This is a genomic window from Clostridium beijerinckii (genome assembly GCA_003129525.1).
In the GTDB taxonomy this organism is placed as follows: Bacteria; Bacillota; Clostridia; order Clostridiales; family Clostridiaceae; genus Clostridium; species Clostridium beijerinckii_D.
The window spans coordinates 915,001-917,500 of sequence record CP029329.1 but is presented as its reverse complement, the minus strand read 5'-3'; the positions used below and the strand labels follow the sequence as shown (position 1 = coordinate 917,500).

1 rRNA gene (cut by both window edges) is annotated in these 2,500 nt (G+C 49.8%); it reads left to right on the top strand.

Annotated features, from left to right (window positions below):
* Positions 1 to 2,500 (top strand): 23S ribosomal RNA (locus DIC82_03685) (it extends past both window edges: 366 nt to the left, 48 nt to the right).

The following is a 2,500-nucleotide window of genomic DNA, read 5'->3' as shown; positions in this document are numbered from 1 at the left end:
TCCCGTAGATGAAAATTATGATAATCAGTTCTGCACCAGAGTACCACGAGACACGTGAAACCTTGTGGGAAGCAGGGAGGACCACCTCCCAAGGCTAAATACTACCTGATGACCGATAGTGAAGCAGTACCGTGAGGGAAAGGTGAAAAGAACCCCGGGAGGGGAGTGAAATAGAACCTGAAACCATATGCCTACAACCGATCAAAGCACCATATGTGTGTGATGATGTGCTTTTTGTAGAACGAGCCAACGAGTTACGGTATGTAGCGAGGTTAAGTACTTAAGGTACGGAGCCGAAGGGAAACCAAGTCTTAATAGGGCGACTAGTTGCATGCTGTAGACCCGAAACCGGGTGACCTATCCATGGCCAGGTTGAAGCGAGGGTAAAACCTCGTGGAGGACCGAACCACGTTGCTGTTGAAAAAGCATGGGATGAGCTGTGGATAGCGGAGAAATTCCAATCGAACTCGGATATAGCTGGTTCTCCTCGAAATAGCTTTAGGGCTAGCGTCGGAAAATGTGAGTAGTGGAGGTAGAGCACTGAATAGGCTAGGGGGCATAGCGCTTACCGAACCTTATCAAACTCCGAATGCCATATACTATCAGTCCGGCAGTCAGACTGTGAAAGATAAGTTCCATGGTCAAAAGGGAAACAGCCCAGATCGTCAGCTAAGGTCCCAAAGTGTAAGTTAAGTGGAAAAGGATGTGGGATTTCTAAGACAACTAGGATGTTGGCTTAGAAGCAGCCACTCATTAAAAGAGTGCGTAATAGCTCACTAGTCAAGAGATCCTGCGCCGAAAATGTCCGGGGCTCAAACTTACCACCGAAGCTACGGGTTCACAATTTATTGTGAGCGGTAGAGGAGCGTCGTAATCGGGCTGAAGTCGTACCGTAAGGAGCGGTGGACTGATTACGAGTGAGAATGTTGGCATTAGTAGCGAGATGTAAGTGAGAATCTTACAGGCCGAATATCTAAGGTTTCCTGAGTAAAGTTTGTCTTCTCAGGGTTAGTCGGGACCTAAGGCGAGGCCGAAAGGCGTAGTCGATGGACAATTGGTTGATATTCCAATACCACTACAATCGTTATTATCGATGGTGTGACGGAGAAGGATAGGATGTGCTAGCTATTGGATGCTAGTCTAAGCGTTTAGGGAGTTAGGATAGGCAAATCCGTTCTAACAATTCTGAGGCGTGATGGGGAAGGTTCTACGGAACCGAAGTATCTGATTCCATGCTTCCAAGAAAAGCATCTAGAAAGAGAAGTAGTGCCCGTACCGCAAACCGACACAGGTAGATGAGGAGAGAATCCTAAGGCCGACGGAAGAATTGCAGTTAAGGAACTAGGCAAATTGACCCCGTAACTTCGGGAGAAGGGGTGCCTGCAGCAATGCAGGCCGCAGAGAATAGGCACAAGCAACTGTTTAACAAAAACACAGGTCTCTGCTAAAGCGTAAGCTGATGTATAGGGGCTGACGCCTGCCCGGTGCTGGAAGGTTAAGGGGAATGCTTAGCGGTAACGCGAAGGTGTGAACTTAAGCCCCAGTAAACGGCGGCCGTAACTATAACGGTCCTAAGGTAGCGAAATTCCTTGTCAGGTAAGTTCTGACCCGCACGAATGGCGTAATGACTTGTGCACTGTCTCAACTGCAAATCCGGCGAAGTTGTAGTGCGAGTGAAGATGCTCGCTACCCGCGATTGGACGGAAAGACCCCGTAGAGCTTTACTGTAGCTTAGCATTGAATTTCGGTATTGTCTGTACAGGATAGGTGGGAGACTGGGAAACCAGAGCGTCAGCTTTGGTGGAGTCGTTGTTGGGATACCACCCTGATAGTATTGAAGTTCTAACTGGATGCCATGAAACTGGTGACAGGACATTGTTAGGTGGGCAGTTTGACTGGGGCGGTCGCCTCCTAAAATGTAACGGAGGCGCCCAAAGGTTCCCTCAGAACGGTCGGAAATCGTTCGAAGAGTGCAAAGGCAGAAGGGAGCCTGACTGCGACACCTACAAGTGGAGCAGGGACGAAAGTCGGGCTTAGTGATCCGGTGGTACCTCGTGGGAGGGCCATCGCTCAACGGATAAAAGCTACCTCGGGGATAACAGGCTGATCTCCCCCAAGAGTTCACATCGACGGGGAGGTTTGGCACCTCGATGTCGGCTCGTCGCATCCTGGGGCTGAAGTAGGTCCCAAGGGTTGGGCTGTTCGCCCATTAAAGCGGCACGCGAGCTGGGTTCAGAACGTCGTGAGACAGTTCGGTCCCTATCCGTCGCGGGCGTAGGAAATTTGAGAGGAGCTGTCCTTAGTACGAGAGGACCGGGATGGACTGACCTATGGTGTACCAGTTGTTTCGCCAGAAGCATAGCTGGGTAGCTAAGTCGGGAATGGATAAACGCTGAAAGCATCTAAGTGTGAAGCCAACCTCAAGATTAGATTTCCCATAGCGTAAGCTAGTAAGACCCCTTGAAGACTACAAGGTTGATAGGTCAGAGGTGTAAGTATG